Origin of the sequence: Neobacillus piezotolerans (assembly GCF_003362805.1) — a bacterium.
Classification (GTDB): Bacteria; Bacillota; Bacilli; order Bacillales; family Cytobacillaceae; genus Bacillus_D; species Bacillus_D piezotolerans.
This window is the reverse complement of record NZ_QNQT01000003.1, coordinates 331,234-347,759: the sequence shown is the minus strand read 5'-3', so window position 1 is coordinate 347,759 and position 16,526 is coordinate 331,234. Positions and strand designations below refer to the sequence as shown.

At 39.6% G+C, this 16,526-nt stretch carries 12 protein-coding genes; 11 read left to right on the top strand and 1 reads right to left on the bottom strand.

All coding sequences use genetic code 11. The annotated features are described in order from the left end of the window. Positions 1–37: 37 nt before the first annotated feature. The 7 genes from DRW41_RS10575 (at position 38) to DRW41_RS10545 (ending at position 8,211) form a co-directional block, all read left to right on the top strand. Positions 38–1,561 (top strand): lipopolysaccharide biosynthesis protein, encoded by a 1,524-nt coding sequence (locus tag DRW41_RS10575; RefSeq protein ID WP_115451949.1) that lies wholly within the window; start codon positions 38–40, stop codon positions 1,559–1,561. An 84-nt stretch (positions 1,562–1,645) separates the two neighbouring features. Then, positions 1,646–2,992, top strand: coding sequence for a glycosyltransferase family 2 protein (locus tag DRW41_RS10570; RefSeq protein WP_115451948.1), 1,347 nt, complete (start codon positions 1,646–1,648; stop codon positions 2,990–2,992). A gap of 523 nt (positions 2,993–3,515) precedes the next feature. Beyond that, a complete protein-coding gene (gene galE / locus DRW41_RS10565; protein WP_115451947.1) occupies positions 3,516–4,559 on the top strand; it encodes a UDP-glucose 4-epimerase GalE in 1,044 nt (347 codons plus the stop codon). A 675-nt stretch (positions 4,560–5,234) separates the two neighbouring features. Beyond that, positions 5,235–6,053, top strand: a complete 819-nt coding sequence (locus DRW41_RS10560; protein ID WP_115451946.1) for an alpha/beta fold hydrolase — start codon at positions 5,235–5,237, stop codon at positions 6,051–6,053. Between the two features lie 278 nt (positions 6,054–6,331). Next, positions 6,332–7,348 (top strand): asparaginase, encoded by a 1,017-nt coding sequence (locus DRW41_RS10555; protein WP_115451945.1) that lies wholly within the window; start codon positions 6,332–6,334, stop codon positions 7,346–7,348. Between the two features lie 74 nt (positions 7,349–7,422). After that, positions 7,423–7,767: an ASCH domain-containing protein gene (locus tag DRW41_RS10550; RefSeq protein ID WP_115451944.1), complete on the top strand. Its 345-nt coding sequence runs from the start codon at positions 7,423–7,425 to the stop codon at positions 7,765–7,767. Positions 7,768–7,770: 3 nt separating this feature from the next. Beyond that, complete coding sequence (locus DRW41_RS10545) at positions 7,771–8,211, top strand: hypothetical protein (RefSeq protein WP_115451943.1); 441 nt, start codon at positions 7,771–7,773, stop codon at positions 8,209–8,211. A 435-nt stretch (positions 8,212–8,646) separates the two neighbouring features. Here the strand turns inward: DRW41_RS10545 and DRW41_RS22970 are convergent, their stop codons facing one another. Further along, positions 8,647–8,787, bottom strand: coding sequence for a hypothetical protein (locus tag DRW41_RS22970; RefSeq protein ID WP_181884503.1), 141 nt, complete (start codon positions 8,785–8,787; stop codon positions 8,647–8,649). 158 nt (positions 8,788–8,945) lie between these two features. Here DRW41_RS22970 and DRW41_RS10540 point away from each other — a divergent pair, with 158 nt between their 5' ends. The 4 genes from DRW41_RS10540 (at position 8,946) to DRW41_RS10520 (ending at position 16,371) form a co-directional block, all read left to right on the top strand. After that, positions 8,946–9,929 (top strand): restriction endonuclease, encoded by a 984-nt coding sequence (locus DRW41_RS10540; protein ID WP_115451942.1) that lies wholly within the window; start codon positions 8,946–8,948, stop codon positions 9,927–9,929. An 86-nt stretch (positions 9,930–10,015) separates the two neighbouring features. Beyond that, positions 10,016–12,589 (top strand): AAA family ATPase, encoded by a 2,574-nt coding sequence (locus DRW41_RS10535; RefSeq protein ID WP_181884502.1) that lies wholly within the window; start codon positions 10,016–10,018, stop codon positions 12,587–12,589. 13 nt (positions 12,590–12,602) lie between these two features. Continuing rightward, a complete protein-coding gene (locus tag DRW41_RS10530) occupies positions 12,603–13,634 on the top strand; it encodes a 5-methylcytosine restriction system specificity protein McrC (RefSeq protein WP_181884501.1) in 1,032 nt (343 codons plus the stop codon). 553 nt (positions 13,635–14,187) lie between these two features. Continuing rightward, complete coding sequence (locus DRW41_RS10520; RefSeq protein WP_115451938.1) at positions 14,188–16,371, top strand: beta-propeller domain-containing protein; 2,184 nt, start codon at positions 14,188–14,190, stop codon at positions 16,369–16,371. Positions 16,372–16,526 lie beyond the last annotated feature (155 nt).

Below are 16,526 nucleotides of genomic sequence, written 5' to 3'. Positions count from 1 at the left end.
TTTTCCGTTATGTTTTGACCCTCTAAAGGAGTTTTTCATGAGAGCTAAACGAAGTTTTCTCAATTTATTTACCGGTATAGGAAGTCAGATTATTACAATAAGCCTAGGGATTTTTATCCCTAGGCTTTTATTGGTTAACTTTGGGTCGGAAGTAAATGGGTTGGTCGTATCAATTAGTCAAATAATAGTCTATTTTTCTTTATTGGAAGCAGGTGTCGGTGCTGCATCTTTACAAGCATTATATAAACCTGCTGCAGATGGGGATAAAAACAGTATAAATGAAATATTAGCTGCAACTTCTAGTTATTATAAAAAAACAGGGATTTTTTATTTTTTTGCTGTTATATTACTGTCTGCAATATACCCAATGGTAATTCATTCTAATATAAATAAGGCTACCGTAATGTTGGTTATATTGTTCACTGGATTGGGTGGAGCGTTTAACTACTATTTTCAAGGTAAATACAAAATTCTACTTATGTCTGAAGGAAAAAATTATATAATTACTTCTATATCTACAATAATAAATATACTAAGTAACTTAGCGAAAATTGTATTATTATTATTGGGATTCAATATGATTGCAGTTCAAGCCTCTTTCTTTATTTTAACATTAGTACAAATTTTAATTTTCATTATGTATATTAATAGAAATTATAATTGGATTAATCTATCTGCAACTCCAAACTTTAAAGCAATTTCACATAAAAATTCTGCTCTAATTCACCAAATTTCATCATTAGTTTTTAGTAATACTGATGTTCTCATTCTCACTCTGTTTAGTAATTTAAGAATTGTAAGTGTTTATGTATTATATAATATGGTTTTTACTATGGTTGAAACAATAGCAAGTACGGTAAATGGAAGTATTACCTTTTTATTAGGCCAATCTTATCAAAATAATAAAAGTAAGTTTATGAGGTTATTTAACACATATGAAGTTTATTATATGGCGTTTGTATTTTCTTTATTTACTATCACCTATATTTTAATTTTGCCATTTATGAAATTATATACTTCTGGAATAGATGATATAAATTATATCGATAAATGGTTACCTGTTTTATTTATTTCAATAAAATTATTAATAAACGCCCGCTCAGCTTGTAATAATATTATAAATATAGCAGGACATTTTAAACAAACTCAAATTCGTTCTATAAGTGAAACTATAATTAATATAGTTCTTTCTATTGTATTTGTAAATTTACTGGGTATATATGGGGTTTTGTTAGGGACCCTTGTAGCGGTAATTTATCGAACAATTGATATTATTATTTATACAAATAAATATATATTAGGGAGAAACCCATGGGTAACTGTTAGAAGATGGTTAACTAATGTTGGGTGTTTCATAGTTTTAATTAATATTAGTAATGGAATCAATATAAATCCCACTTCATATAAAACTTTCATTATCTTTGCAGTCATCTTAACTGTAATATTACTACCCATCTATTTTATATTTATTTCAATATTTGAAAGAGAAAGTTTCAGGTATACAAAAAGTTTTTTTTATAAGCGTTTAATTAAAAATAATGTACAGTCATTAAAACATTAGATCTCTTGTTTTGAAAGGGGTAACGATTAACTAATAAGTTTAAAAAATTTAATTTTTAAACTTATTTTACTTGGAGGCAATTATATGAAGCTAGGTAGAGATAGTGAACATGCATATTGTTACTCACTATTTAATTTATTGAATGAAAATATAAATAATTTTAAAATGGAAACATTTGAATATGAAAAATTAGTGGAAATAATTACTGATTTTTTCAATAAGTGTGACGTTCATAGAAAAGGTGAAAATAAATATTTAAAAACCCTATCACAATTAATTTTTCAATTTCTCGAAGGAAAAGTTTCAGAAGATGTTCTTAGATTTTATTTAGAAAAACAATTTGATATAAGAAAAAGTAAAGAATTAGATAATTTAATAATAAATATTAAACATGTCCTTAAGAAAAAAGGTCAAGTATATACGAAAATGACCTTTTCTAACACTTTTAATTACCCAAAGGTCAGTATAATTATTACTACTTATAATAGAAAAAATTATCTTGTTCAAGCATTAAATAGCTTGTTGTCTCAAGACTACCCAAATTTGGAGATTATTATTATTGACGACAATTCTTTGGATGGTACTGAATTAATGGTGAAAGAGTATTTTTGTAATGAACCTCGTGTTATTTATATAAAAAAAGAAAAAAATTGCGGACCAGGCAATAATCGAAGAGAAGCTTTTGAATTATTTGGAAATGGTGAGTATATATTATTCTTGGATGATGATGATTATTTAGTGGATATGAACTATATAAGTAAAGCAATAAAATTTCATATTGATCATCCTGAAGTATCCTTTGTTGCAGCCAATGTTTTTCTTGAACGCACTATAAAAAAACAATTAGAGATATCGATTTTAGGCTTGGGTAAAATAGTTAATAAAAATAACTATCTATTAAATTTTGAGAAGAAAGGTTATCCTAAACCTGCTTCAACTTTAACTACTGTCTTTAAACGAGATTGTCTCGTTGAGATGGGTATATTAAATATGAATATGGTAAACGATGCATCAATCTATTTACGTTCATTATTAGTAGGACATGCGGGTTTTATTGATTCGATTGTTGGAGTATATAGAATTCATGGGGAAAATATTACTTTTAATCTTAGTAGAGAGTTTTTAATTCAAAATTTAAATGAAAAAATCATTATAAAAAATATGGCAGTTGATCAATATGGTTATGATTTAAAAGACATGAATGATTGGTTAGATTTTAATGCATATAAAACTATTTCATATTATTTATCAAATTCTGCAAAAAGAACTGACGACTTTAAGTATATATATAATTGGGTAAGAGAAAATCGCCCTGGGATTTATGGGAAATTAAAACGTGAATTTCAGTTAGTCCCTTTTAAAAAATTTTTATTAAGATTTAAATTAGTAATAAGAATGAGAAAGAAGTTAAATATTTTCTTTGAAAATTAAGTGGTAAGGTTTTGGATTTACCTTATTTAGGTATATTGTTTTTGGCTGGAGGGCAACGCTTGAGTAGTAATGTTTCAAAGAGGTGTTTCAAGATTAGATTAGCCTGTCATCCTATAGGATTAAATCGAATAAAATTGACTTTATTTAGATTAATAATTAATCACTAGTGTTGAAACAAATAGTTTACAGTTTAATAATTTATTCTTGTTTTTAGTCAAAAAAATAAAAATCTAATCATAGGTGGTTCTTTCGATATTGGAAAATATATACAACTATCCCTGTGCAACAACGACGATTGTTGTATAGTAATAGAAGGAGAGGGTGGTTCCAAAGGTTGGTTTATGGGCAAAAATCTAAGAGTGAATCAACAACCTTCGCTTCCACATGTAAAAAGTACCAGGATCTAACCTAAGACGCCTAGAAAAAAGCCTACAGAAGTAAGTGGGTTGCTAGGTTTAATATAATTATTATAAAAAGGAAGAAGACATGGTCTTCTTCCTTTTCACGTAAAGGCGGTATTTTTATGGCTATACTCATTACTGGTGGTGCAGGGTATATCGGCAGCCATACAGCTTTGGAATTGTTGCAAGCAGGTCAGGATATTGTTATTGTTGATAATTTTTCAAATAGCAAAATAACCTCTCTTTATGAAGTAAGAAATTTAACGGAGAGAGAATTTAAATTCTATGAGGTTGACCTTCTTAACAGGGGCGATTTAGAGGCCGTATTTCAAGAGAATCAAATAGATGCAGTTATTCATTTTGCGGGATTGAAAGCAGTGGGGGAATCTGTTTCCATCCCGCTTTTTTATTATCAAAATAATATAACGGCTACGCTTAATCTTTGTGATGTTATGAAGAAGAATGGAGTAAAAAAACTTGTTTTTAGCTCATCTGCTACGGTTTACGGGATTCCGGAAAGAAACCCAATTACCGAAGAATGTTTGCTTGGAGCAATGAACCCATATGGCCGGACGAAGTTGATGATTGAAGAGATTCTCCGTGATATATATATTTCTGATCCTAGTTGGAGTATTTCTTTGTTGAGATATTTTAATCCGATTGGAGCCCATGAGAGTGGCCGACTTGGTGAGGATCCTAACGGAATTCCAAATAACCTAATGCCGTATATCACTCAAGTTGCTATTGGTAAGTTGCAGGAGCTGCAGATATTCGGGAATGACTATCCGACAGTAGATGGTACAGGTGTCAGGGACTATATCCATGTAGTCGATCTAGCTTTGGGACATTTGAGGGCTTTAGGACAAGTAATGGAAACAACGGGTATCGAGGCATACAATTTAGGAACCGGTAAGGGTTACAGTGTCCTTGAGCTTATTTACGCTTTTGAGAAAGTCACAGGGGTTCATATCCCTTATAAAATAGTCGATAGAAGGCCTGGTGATGTTGCGGTCTGTTATGCTGACCCAACTAAAGCTCGAGTTGAACTTGGATGGAAGGCAGTCAAGGGAATTGAGGACATGTGCCGTGATGCCTGGATGTGGCAGCAAATGAATCCAAATGGGTATAAGTTAACTGAGAAAAAAGAATTGATCAAGAAATTTTAAGAAGGTAAGTTTATGCTAAGTCTTATTTCCTGATAAGCTATTCGAGAAACAGGATTTCTAACTCCTTTTTGGCCCGGACACAACGGCTAAACAATTCGATGATTACGCCCTTGGCTAGGAGTGATCAACCTATATGCAGTTACGCGAATACTATTCGCGGGAGAAAATAAATGTATTGAATATGGTGGGGAATATCATATGCTTGATTGTGACTTCAGGAAAAGAAAGCTAAGTGGATCACTATTAAAGGATATGTATGCATCTTCGGACAGAAGTCGTTTTGCATTGAATATACTCACTCCATTAATTGAAAGCGTTGTAAGTAAACGTGAGTTTATTAAAATTCCTTCTGACACTCAAATCAACCATTCACTGAGGGCAGTATTTGGGTAAACAGCAGTAATTAGATGCGGTAAAAAATGCATGTTAGTCCGTGAAATCAAATAGGGACTACACTTCTCTAATAGACAGAGTTCAGGTGATTTTTTCAAAAAAGAAATGAACGGTGCGAATTCGTTCCAATCGAATTTATCGCTTCCCTAATAGGAGATTGCTTCAGTCAGGCGGGCTATGCCTTCCAATTCATCAAGGGTTTCAGAGGCGGCCTGGGAATTTTTTGATATAACGAGTAATAGGATGATGGTAGGTAAGAACTTAATATGGAGGGATAAACCAATGGCTGATCGTTATATCGAGGTTGGGCCCGGGGTGGAATTGTTTGTGCAGGATACAGGGAATGGGGATCCGATTGTCTGCATTCCAGGTTTCACGTTTACGACTGAAGTCTTTTCAAAACAAGTGGCCCATTTTTCAAAAACAAACAGGGTGATTGTTCTTGATCCGAGAAGCCATGGCCGTTCGACGGTTTCCCTTCATGGCAATGATTATGTTACCCATGGAGAGGATTTGGCGAAGGTATTGGATGCGCTGGACCTGGAACTTAAAAATGTGACGCTCATGGGCTGGTCGTTCGGGTGTCTGGCAGTCTGGGAATATATCAGGCAGAAGGGGACGGATAACATCAAGGCCATGATATTTGTGGATATGCCTCCGAAATCCCTGTCCATTCATGAGAATGAAGAGTGGGTGGAGGGCAAGCTTGACGATCTGGCAGCGGCGTACAATACATTTTTGCGGACTCCTGCAGGGCAAAGGGAGTTCATCACTGGTTATACGACTGGCGTGATGGTCCAAAGAGAGCTGAACGAGGAAGAATTGACCTGGATTGTGGAGCAATCGATGAAGACTCCATACTATATTGCGGCTAATTTGTTTGCAAGCGGAGTGTTTTCCGATTACCGGGAGGAAGCAAGGCAGGCGGGAATGTCCGTGCCTACGCTCATGGTTGTGGCAGAACACTGGGGGGAAACGGCGAGGGCATATATGAACAAGCTCGCTCCTGCTACAGAGGTACAGGTCCTGGGCGGGCACATGATGTTCTGGGAGCATAGTGAAACATTTAACGCACTTGTTGATGAGTTTTTGAAAAAATGAAAAAGGAAGCTTTCAAGATATCCATCTGACCTGGTAGGAGCCCCCGCCAGAACCGCTGTATAGGTTCTGACGGGGGCGTTTTGGTGTGCAGGGAGAACGGCGTGTATTTGAAGTTTGTCTATGGAAGGCGGGCATGGTGTATGGGCCAATTTTTCCCCAAAAAAGCCCTTAAAAAATGAGGGGGAATTTACATGTTTTCCATTATAATAGAGTTGGGTTTTTTATACCGTACATATTGAATTCGAAAAAGTTCTTTAAGTAAGAGGAGATGTAGGAAGATGAAGGCAGAAATCTTAGTGGAAGAATCAAGGGCAGGGTTACTTGAAAATGTTCATATCGGAATGATTTGCGGGGTAAACGAAAGGCTTGAAACGATTTTCCATGTAGGGGATGATCATCACTATACTTATTACCGGTCTGCTGCCAAGCCCATTCAAGCATTGCCTGTGTTTTTATCAGACATTATAACGAAATATGGGTTGACGCGGGAAGAAGCTGCTTTGTTTACAGCATCGCACAGAGGGGAACCTTACCATATTGCTGCCCTTGAATCGATGTTAAAGAAGTTGCCTGTTTCTGAGGATGAACTATTTTGTCCTTGTTCTTATCCCTTAAATACTGCGCCAAGGGAAGAAATGATTTGGGCAAATAAGGGGAAGAGGAGACTTTACCATAACTGTGCGGGTAAGCATATGGGGTTTGTTGCCGCTTGCCGTGAGCTTGGCTACCCGGTTGAAGGGTATTGGGAAGTGGGCCATCCCCTTCAACAGCAGATTATGTTGATCCTCTCTGCCTTATCGGAAATACCCGTTTCTGAGATTGTTGTTGGAAAAGATGGCTGCGGGGTACCTGTTTTTGCAGTCCCGCTAAAAAATATGGCTGCCACTTATTTGAAATTAGCATGCCCTGATTTAATTGAGGATCCTTTGTTGCAAAAAGCTGTGAGGGATATGACCCCGGCGATGAACGAATACCCTCATATGGTTGCTTCAGAGAAATTTATTTGCTCCGTCCTGCTGCAAGATCAAAACATTGTTGCGAAGGGGGGAGCGCAGGGTGTCTACTGCTTTGGTTTGAAAAATCAAAGAATTGGATTTGCCTTAAAAGTTTTAAATGGTTCAGAAGAGGTTTGGCCAACTATTGTTGCATCTATCCTTGAGCAAATTGAGTACGACAATAAAGATACCATCGCGAGATTAAGAAGCTTGAAACCGTCTGTGGTTATGAATGATTCAGGTGAAGCGGTCGGGGAAGTTAAAGAAAGGTTTTCACTGATTCCAGCAAAAAGTTTTTAAAGAACCGTCCCTGTGGAACTTCTTTTTCAATCTATGATACATTATAGATTAGCTAAAGGATGGGAGTTTTTAAAATGACAGAACAGAACAATGCTTTGCCGCCAAAAACGTGTGAGATTGAGCGTCTTATCACAATGGAAGATGACATCAATAAAGTGCTGGAAGGCAAAAAAACGGCTACGCGCCGTAACGGCCGTTATGCTGATGTAGGCGAAATCATGGAGTTAAAAGGAAAGAAATTCGTTGTGGATAATGTCTATTCCCAATCACTTGGAGAATTGACAGACGCGGATGCCGAGCGCGAAGGCTTTGAAAATGTAGAAGCGTACAAGCAGTCGATCCTATCTTATCATCCGGGAATGCCATGGCTTCCGCAAATGCGCGTCTGGGTGCATGAATTCAGTCCTGTTGAAGAATAAGAAATGGATTTAGTGTACCGAATCATTATTTATCTTCACGTCGCAAGTGTGATTGCGTCAATTGGGCCGTTCTTTATTTTGCTGCCCATTGTGAAAAAACTTCCTGATGCTGTGGGGAAAGAGCTGGAGGCCTATTTGGCTTTGTTGAAGTCAGTCGTGCGGCTGTCCAAGCACGCCGGCCATGTACTGATTGGAACAGGAGTGCTGCTCGTCATCCTCGGCCCCTGGACATGGAAGACGCCGTGGATTGTTGGAACCCTGGGGCTGCTGTTCGCCTCCCTCTTTTTCCTGGGACGGGCATTCTCGCCAACACTTCGGAAATTTGCCGAAGAAGGTGCAAATAAACGAGCACTTGCCGCAAAACTGAAGCGCACCATCTGGATCTACATCATTTTATTAATGGCGATGCTCTGGTTCATGGTCGTGAAGCCGAAGTTGTGGTGAACCGTACATTTGTCAATTCTTGTTTCACACCATACTAATAGTGACAGGCAGCATTTGCCTGTCACTTCAGACTGTAGATAAACTCAGATTTTCGAGTTTTTCTATAGTCTTTTTTTATTTAACATATAAATTGAAGTAACAGTGCGTCCGGATTTCCACTCCGGGTGGACGCTTTCCGCGGGCGGGGCCGAGCCGCTTCCCTCGCTACGCTCAGTCCAGGGTCTCGGCTATCCCGCTATTCCCGCAGGAGTCGCCACCCTCCGTTCCAATCAACTTACATTCCCTTTATATTATAGAACACTATATATCAGGTGATGAGCCATGATGACTAAACACCAAGCCAATGAACCTGCACAATTTGAAGTGTTATGTAACGGATGAGCGAACTAAACAATTTGTCTATGGTTCATTGATTGTGCACTTAGCACTTCACCATTAAACCGCTCCTGCCTCCGCTGTTTTTGCGAAAAGAAACACGGCGGCATTCCGTCCAAATCCTCCAGCTTCTCCAAAGGTCATTTCCAATCCTGGCTGCAAAGAGATAAGTGAACAACTCGGCGAAACCCGGATCTTCATTTATCATGTAGGCTATCATGTCCGTGATAACATCTTCCCTGTAAAAACTGTTTAATAATCAAAAATTGAAGGGTTTTCCATGAAAGAAATAGAAGTTATGATGATTGAAGTTTTTTGTGAAATGTTGATAGATTTACTTAATTGAAGAGGTGAATAATTTGAAAAAGTGGTGGATGGTTCGCGCAGGGGATTACAATGAACTTATTCCTACATGGAAAGAGCAGGGGCTGGCTTCGATTGGATGGCCTCAATTAGGGAACCCAAGATTATTTTCTTCTAAGGAAGATTTGGAAAGAAAAGCTCAAAAGATTTATTCAGATTCTAAGCCAAACTCGATAAGAAGTTGGGTAGGCCAGGTGTGGAGGTTTAGCAGAGAAATTCGTCCAGGTGATAGAGTAATTACTTACTCCAAAGAGAAAAGAGAGTATCTGATTGGTTCTGTCCTAGAGGGGCACTTTTTTGACAATCAAATAGGGGATCCGGATTATCCAAATCATCTAAGGATAAAATGGGAGAATCAAACTGTTTCAAGAGATTTACTTTCCCAAGCGGCTAGGAATAGCTTGGGTTCGGTGCTAACTGTCTTTAGGGTTGATGATTGGGGCAGCGAATTAGAAAAGTTGTTAAGAAATCCTTCATTGACTCCCGACTTAACCCCGGATGATGAAGAAACAGAAGAAATAGTAGAGGATTTACTTAGCAAGGCACTGGTAATGGTGCAGGATAAAGTGGATCAGTTAGATCCATGGGAAATGCAGGAGTTAGTTGGAGGATTACTAGTTTCAATGGGTTATAACGTAAAAGTAAGTCCCAAAGGACCAGATGGCGGGGTTGACATATTAGCCTTTAAAGATGCATTTGGATTTGAAAAGCCGATTATAAAAGTGCAGGTTAAACATCGAAAAAGTACTGCATCTGCTCCTGAAATCCAACAGCTCCTTGGAGCAAATCCAATTGATGCAAATAGCCTTTTCGTTTCAACTGGCGGGTTTACTTCTCATGCTGAAGCGGTGGCGAAGCACAATTCAGTAAGACTGGTAGATTTGGAAGAGTTGGTGAATTTGATTGTCATTTGGTATGAAAAAATGCCGAGTGAGACAAAGGCCCTTTTACCATTAAAGAAGATGTATGTGCCTGAGTAATATTATGTATCCTCCATGGAAGATGTGCTGTACTTTTTAAATAGATTGGAATTGAGGGGCAAAAGGATGGGAGTGTCGTGGAATCTATGAATATCGAAGATCTGCAAAGAACACTTTTGAGAGACAATTACCTGGCTATTTCCTTCAAGAAATATCTGGCCTTTAAGGAAACGGAACAGTATGACGAGGCATATAAACTTGAAATCCTTTCCCGGTTGAATGAAGTGATGAAACCCCAGGAAATAACGGAACGGAATGTTGCCGAAATGGCCAGGAAGATTCAGAAGGAAAATCCGCCCGCAGGAAGTTTCGTTCATTGGAGCAATACGGGGGATTTGGTTAAGTATGCCGAAGAGCGTCCTGAGGAAGTGGCTGAGCTTTGGAATCATCTATATAAATCCCCACATTCTCTTGAAGAACGGATTGAGGCATTCCGAGAGGCCGGAAAAGCATTTAATTCTCAACTTTCGCTGGGTGCGCCGTTATTTGGCTATCTGTTGGCAGCCATGGATTTGGAGAAATATCCTCTTTATAAGCAGGAAGTTTTTACGGATTTAAAGAGAAGCTTCGGGATTGAATTGAAACTTGGGACTGTGGGGAGCAATTATGAAACCTATTACACTGTTTGCCAGATTGCCTTAGAGCACCTTCAACCTGTGTATCCTGGGTTAAGCATGCTTGATATCCAGGATTTTTTCTTCTGTAGCACCCAATACCATAAGATTAAAGTGGAAAGTGCTGTTGAGTACTTGTATGGGCTAGCTGCAGACTTAGCAATGTTCAAACAGAGTCCCGAAAAAATGCTTGATGCGATTTCCAACCTTGATTCCAGTACATTGCAAGCCTTAAGGAACGTGTATCAAAAATCTGAAAAGGTAAATTTAATTAAGTTTAAAGCGATTGAGAAAATAATAGAATTCGGCCATTTGTCCATCGAGGAACTGGAGGATATAAAAGAGGATGTAAAGCAGAGGTATGACACAAATATCCTGCAATCATGGAACAATTTTACGATTTTGTTCCAACTCTATTATTTTGATAAGAAAAAGAAAGTAACTGAAGAACAAAGGAAGATTCACGGGGCGATCCGTCAGCTGGAAGAGGCTAACGGCTTAAACTTTGTTGAAGACAAGGTTTTGAATGGCTACAGCTGGAACCAGAACTTTGGCGGGTCGGAATGTTGGCTGGCTGTATATGAAAAGGGGCATGCCACCCATCGGACGGCTCCGCAGTTTTTCGTTTCAATTGATGAGAATGGGATTCGCTATGGCCTTTTATATGGCGACCAGCACGCCAAAAGGGGTGAGGACTCATTATTTATCACAGATAATGAATCTTTTACCTACGAAGAGTTTAGTCACAATATGAGAACTTTGCTTATACAGTATAAGGAACAACTGGAGGGAGATGTACCCTCTAAAGTGAATGAAGATAAACAAATTTATGCTTTTCCTTCTTCAATCACTGCGGAAACTTGGGCTGAACTGCTTCACGATGAGACGGTAGTTAAGAAGAGTGATATGGAGTATCTTATAAAAATGCTTGAGTTGGGTGGCGGGGCAACAGCAACCCAATTGGCTCAAGCACTGGACAAGCATTTCAGTTCCTTTAATACTCCTGTCGTACAACTGGCGAAAAGAGTTATTGCAAGTACTGGAGTTCCTGTCCCGCATAGGGAAAATGGTGAACCGATTTATTGGGCTATTTTATTTGATGGGGAGTATACAGACGAACATCATTTTAAATGGATACTAAAGCCTGCACTTAAGGAGGCTCTCGAAAAAGGGAGGGAGGAATTTACTCTCGAGGCAACTAAGGAGCCATATTCCAAAGATGATTTCCTGAAAGAAGTCTTTATGGATGAGGAAAAATACAATACCATTGCAAATTTGCTCCGTTATAAGAAGAACATGATTCTCCAGGGACCTCCGGGTGTCGGTAAAACATTCGTTTCAAAACGGCTTGCCTATTCGCTTATGGGTGAGAAAGATGATTCAAGGGTGCAGGTGGTCCAATTCCATCAAAGCTATGCATACGAAGATTTTGTTATGGGCTACCGTCCGGATGAGAATGGATTCTCTTTACAAACCGGGATCTTCTATGATTTTTGCCAGAGCGCTCTTGAAAACCCTGATAAAGATTATTATTTTATCATAGATGAAATCAACCGCGGGAACCTTTCCAAAATTTTTGGTGAGTTGTTTATGCTGATTGAGGGTGACAAACGCGATGAATACGTGACAATGGGATATTCAAAAAGAAAGTTTACTGTGCCCGCAAATGTCTATTTAATTGGTACGATGAATACCGCTGACCGTTCTCTTGCACAATTGGAGGTAGCATTAAGGAGAAGGTTTGCATTTGTTTCGATTGAACCAGCCTTTAATGAAAAATGGAAGCTTGCTCTTGACCAACAAGGAGTTTCTGCCCGTATGATTGAAAGAATCCTTTATACGGTTGAAAAGATTAACCGTGAAATCGTTGAGGATTATCAGTTGGGGGCAGGATATGCTATCGGTCATTCATTCTTTGGATTTAAACCGGCTGAAATGGATGAAAACGAATGGTTTCAGGGAATCATTTCATTTGAAATCAGCCCGCTTCTAGAGGAGTACTTCTACGACCGGCCTGAAGTAGCACGTGGCCTTTTGGAAGGATGATGAGATGGATGGATTGTTTAAGGTACCTATTCGCAACCTTTTCTGCCTATTGAGTTATGCCAATGAAATGCCGGAACTTATCAACAGTTTGAATGCAGTTGATCAGGATTTAATCACTTATGACTTCCTTGCAAGCCAGTTTCTAAAAGAAGCGGAGACTTTGATCCATCATCGGCTTGTTAAAGACTATGTTACACGGGTATCACCGACGAAAAACCTAGGCGGCAGAATGGTAATGACTGAATCAATGCCGTATATCATATTCAAGATGCCAGTGGTCGTTTGTGAGAAGGATCAGTATTCAGCGAATATTATGCTCAATCAGGTAATGAAATCGACATTAAAGAACATTCATGTTAATCGGCTTATAAGAGAGGATATAAGGAAGAAAAGTTTTATCCTGTTGGAAGCAATGAACGAAACAGAGGCAATGAAGCTTACCAGGGGAATATTTTCTCGTATACAATTCGGAAGACATACAGTCCATTACAAGCGGATGATCCATCTTGCCAGACTACTGCACGAACTTGTGCTGTTATCCCATAAACAAGGCGACTGGAGTCTCTTTTCAGCTGAACTGGATGAGAGATCCTTAAATCATCTTTTTGAAAAGTTTCTTTTCAACTTTTATCGGATTGAGCAAAACGAGTATCGAGTGGCCTCGGAAATCTTGCACTGGCGTCTAGTCGGCAACAAGGAGTTATTGCCATCGATGCAAACGGATGTCTCACTTACACATAAAAACGGCCATGAAAAGATTATTATCGATGCCAAGTTCTATAAGTATATTTTTCAGGAGAATTATGGGAAGTCCTCCTTTCGTAGTCACAACCTGTATCAACTCTTCACCTATCTTATGCACCAACCGTCCTACCCGCAGATAAGAGGGGTGTTGATTTACCCTTACAATGGTAAGGAAGTAGATGAGGTATATCAATGGGATGAACGGATAAAAATGCAGGTTGTCACTATTAATCTTGAGGATTCATGGAATAGGATATATGAGAATTTATTAAAAATAGTAATGTTGGATAAAGCTAGATAGAAGGCATGGCATGTCTATCCGCAAAAAACCAAGAAAAAATTCTTGGTTTTTTGTGTTTTTTATATTGAAGTATCCGAACAAATTTCAGATTAAATGCCTGACTTATATGTTGATTGGAGGGGAAGGCGCGCAGACTCTTTCGAAAATGCGTCGCAGTTTCTCCTGCGATGCTTTTCGAGGAAGATTATTCAACGTCCTGGCGGGAAAAGCTGGCCAGGGGAGACCCCGCAGGCATGGGTTTCGCCGAGGAGGCTCCATTGTGCTCCTGCGCCAAAGATTATTCAAGGATGATTAACTTCAGCTCGTCGCAAAGCTACACGAAGCTTTTCACAGATGCTATTCTTGGAGTATTTTCAGGTAGCAGCTTTACTGCCCGCGGAAAGCGAAGCGCCTGGAGCGTAAATCAAAATATATGCGAAAACCACTTTTTGTGATGAAGAACCGAAAAAGATGCATTAATGTATTGTTCGCAAGCGGGGCCGGGCACTTTTTTTCCTAAAGCCATGACACAAGATCGGCAATGCTCCCGTCTAATCTTACAGGAGGGGTAAATATGAAAAAATGGATCATTTTAGGCGGGATTTCGCTGCTGTTGATTGCCGGTCTTTCTTACTATTTTTCAACGCAGTTCAAAGTGGCCAATGCGTGGGATGGAGAAGGAGAGGCCATTGTCATGGCGAATAAGGTTTGGAGCATTCAGTTTACCGAAAAAGTCGCGAAAGAAAGTCTTCATTCTGATTCAATTTATGTTTTGGATGATCAAGGCAAGAAATTCAAAACAAAACTGTCTCTTAGCGATGATCAAAAAACCATCTATGTTGACCCTCCTGGAGGCGGGTATCCTCATGACGCAAGATTTTACACACTGAATTTTACTAAAGGCCTTGAATCCTCGGCAGGGAGAAGCTTGGGAGGGGTTAAATCCTGGAAGTTTGTTGTAAAAGAAAGCCTTCCTGTCATCGGATCGAAGGAAAAGTTGAATGGTTATTTTAAAAATATTTTGAAGCAAGAAAAAACTTCGGGCGGCTGGTGGTTTAAGGGTGGTGCAGAAGAGTCGTCAAAGAGCGACGGAAAATCAGCCGCTGATACAGCTAACGGGGGGGCAGGCTACTCCGAAACGAACAATCAAGTCCAGGGAGTCGACGAAGCGGACCTTGTCAAAACAGACGGAAAGCATATTTTTCAGGCTGAAGAAAATGAAGTTCGCATCATTCACGCTGCGCCAGAAGAGGAAATGAAGCTTCTGTCGAAGATTTCATATAACAGGGAGTTCATGCCGTACCAGCTTTTTTTACACGAAGGGAAATTGGTCGTCATCGGCCATCAGTATCACAATATTCCGCAGCCATATGAACAAGTCGTTAAGGATGCTAAGATTGCCCCGATTATGCATTCGGCAAAGGCCATCATCTATGATGTGAAAAATCCGGCAAAACCAGTCCAGGTAAGGGAGGTTGAACTGGAGGGAGGCTATGTGTCGGCGCGGAAAGTGGAAGGGATTGTGTATCTGGTCACGAGACACCATCCTGAATACTGGCTGCTGCGCGAAAACGAAGCCATTGATATTCGTCCGAAGTATTCAGATACAGCATCAAAGCCATCGGAACAAATCGTCAGTTATGATGAGATCAATTATTTCCCGGAATCAAAAGAGCCTAATTATACAATGATTGCAGCAATCGACCTCAATCATCATGGAAAAAAAGCCGCTGTCACCACCTACCTTGGAAGCGGGGAACAACTGTACATGTCAAAGGAAAATCTGTATCTCGCGATTGCGAATTGGGCCGAGCGTCCGCGGGGGGATTGGAATCGGCTGACGGCACCGGATACGACGATCCATAAGTTTTCGATCAAAGGGATGGACGTGGAATTTCAGGGGTCGGCATTAGTCCAAGGCACCGTGCTCAATCAGTTTTCCATGGACGAACATGATGGCTATTTCCGAATCGTGACGACAAAGGGATATGCCTGGGACGATAACAGTCCATCCTCCAATGCCCTCTATATCTTGGATAAAAATCTAAAGCCCGCCGGAAAGCTTGAATCACTGGCGCGGGGTGAGAGGATTTATTCCGCGAGATTCATGGGCGATCGCATCTATATGGTTACCTTCAAGGAAACGGATCCGCTTTTCGTCATTGAGGCAAGCAATCCTGCAAAACCAAAAGTGCTGGGGGAACTGAAGATTCCAGGGTTCAGCAACTACCTGCATCCTTATGATGAAAATCATATAATCGGATTCGGGCATGATACGAAATTCGTGGCGGCGAAAGAAGCAGGTGCTCAGCCGATCATCCTGACTGACGGCGTCAAAATTTCGCTGTTCGATGTCAGTGACATGAGCAATCCAAAAGAGAAATTTACAAAAATCATCGGCGGGAGAGGGACGCATTCACCGCTGAATCATGACCATAAAGCACTGCTGTTCAACAAAGATAAAGGTCTGTTTGCCTTCCCGATTTCCGTATATCAAAACAACAAGGCAAATGAATACGATCAAATTTTCGAATACCAGGGAGCTTATGTATACAGCATCGATCCGGAAAAAGGATTCACGCTTCAGTCGAAAATTACTCATATGGACAGCGAGAAGCCATCTATTTATGAGGAATACAATACAGAGATCAAGCGGCTCTTGTATATCGGTGATACCCTTTTCGCCGTATCACCGGAAAAAATCACAAGCCATGACCTGAAATCGTACAGACAGATCGGGGCTCTTGGGTTGAGGTGATCATGCCATGGTGCCATTGGGACGGTTCGAGTGGCTTATTGATGCCAGAAGAACCGTCCCCGTGGTTTTCCCGGTGGCTTCATTGGTGGGACTCATTTGAAAGCAGAGAACTGTTGGTATTGCTTATGGAGAATGAAAAGAGGAAGGCATACATA

Excerpts from the sequence above, each read along its gene's own strand:
- DRW41_RS10575 (WP_115451949.1), top strand. The coding sequence starts at position 38 with ATGAGAGCTAAACGAAGTTTTCTCAATTTATTTACCGGTATAGGAAGT.
- DRW41_RS10570 (WP_115451948.1), top strand. The coding sequence starts at position 1,646 with ATGAAGCTAGGTAGAGATAGTGAACATGCATATTGTTACTCACTATTT.
- galE (WP_115451947.1), top strand. The coding sequence starts at position 3,516 with ATGGCTATACTCATTACTGGTGGTGCAGGGTATATCGGCAGCCATACA.
- DRW41_RS10560 (WP_115451946.1), top strand. The coding sequence starts at position 5,235 with ATGGCTGATCGTTATATCGAGGTTGGGCCCGGGGTGGAATTGTTTGTG.
- DRW41_RS10555 (WP_115451945.1), top strand. The coding sequence starts at position 6,332 with ATGAAGGCAGAAATCTTAGTGGAAGAATCAAGGGCAGGGTTACTTGAA.
- DRW41_RS10550 (WP_115451944.1), top strand. The coding sequence starts at position 7,423 with ATGACAGAACAGAACAATGCTTTGCCGCCAAAAACGTGTGAGATTGAG.
- DRW41_RS10545 (WP_115451943.1), top strand. The coding sequence starts at position 7,771 with ATGGATTTAGTGTACCGAATCATTATTTATCTTCACGTCGCAAGTGTG.
- DRW41_RS22970 (WP_181884503.1), bottom strand. The coding sequence starts at position 8,787 with ATGAAGATCCGGGTTTCGCCGAGTTGTTCACTTATCTCTTTGCAGCCA.
- DRW41_RS10535 (WP_181884502.1), top strand. The coding sequence starts at position 10,016 with ATGAATATCGAAGATCTGCAAAGAACACTTTTGAGAGACAATTACCTG.
- DRW41_RS10520 (WP_115451938.1), top strand. The coding sequence starts at position 14,188 with ATGAAAAAATGGATCATTTTAGGCGGGATTTCGCTGCTGTTGATTGCC.